Annotated in this window: 1 protein-coding gene; it reads left to right on the top strand. The window is 32.5% G+C overall.

Features of this window, described 5'->3' with window-relative positions:
• On the top strand, positions 1–1112 hold a 1112-nt coding region (locus KI356_RS25960), incomplete at both ends, for a PAS domain-containing protein (RefSeq protein ID WP_238486241.1).

Below are 1112 nucleotides of genomic sequence, written 5' to 3'. Positions count from 1 at the left end.
GAAACCATGGCAGAACAATTTTATAAATTAACTAACATATCACATCAACTTCTTGATGCTGAAAACGAATGTATATTTTCATTTGGAATTAATGAAATGAAAGTATGTAAACTTCCCAAAATTGAAATCCCCCTTTTCTTATACAATCAATATTTAGGATCTTTTGTTGTATGGTCCAAACGAAGCGAAATTTTCAATTGCCAAAAATATTTTGAAATGCTTTCTAACCTCATTATAACTGGGATGAAAAAAGCAGTTCAAAGTAAAAATACATCGTTACTTTCTCGAAAAGAGGAAGAACTACATACGATCTTACAAAACATGCCTGTTATGGTTGATGCGCTTGACTATAATGGAGATTTTGTTTTGTGGAATCGAGAATGCGAGATTGTAACAGGTTATACTGCTGAAGAAATAATTGGGAATCCAAACGCTCTTCAATTACTGTATCCTGACCATAATTATCGCCATCAAATACAAAATAAATTTTTGACTCGTGGAAAAAATTTTAGAGATTGGGAAATGAGTTTAACATGTAAAAATGGTGAAATTAAAACGATAATGTGGTCCAATATATCAGAGCAGTTTCCTGTAACAGGATTTAGTTACTGGGCTGTTGGGGTAGATATTACACATTTAAAAGCGATTGAAGGGCAATTAAAACAACAAACGTCTGAATTAGAATTAATTTTTAAAGCTTTACCAGATTTATGTTTTTTAACAGAAGACGATGGGACAATTATAGATTATAAAGCAGGATCTCCTACAAAATTTTACGTACCCGCAGAAGCTTTTATGGGAAAAAAGTTTTACGAAATATTACCGTCTCCAGTAGCACAGCAATTTCAAGAAGCAATTCGCCAATTGAAAGAAGAAGGAAAGAATGTAATTGTAGAATATCCTCTAACAATTAATGGAAGTATTGATTTCTTTGAAGCTAGATGTTTACCATTATTACAAGATAAAATTATGATCATTGTCCGCGATATTACAGAGCGGAAAAAGGCAGAAGAATTGCTAAATAAATCAGATACACTTGCGGCAATTGGTCAATTAGCAGCCGGTGTAGCTCATGAAGTGAGAAACCCATTAACTGTAATAAAAGGATTTAT

The sequence above is a fragment of the Bacillus hominis genome (assembly GCF_018332515.1).
GTDB lineage: Bacteria > Bacillota > Bacilli > Bacillales > Bacillaceae_G > Bacillus_A > Bacillus_A hominis.
The sequence above is the reverse complement of the archived record's forward strand: the minus strand, read 5'-3'. Positions and strand labels throughout refer to the sequence as shown.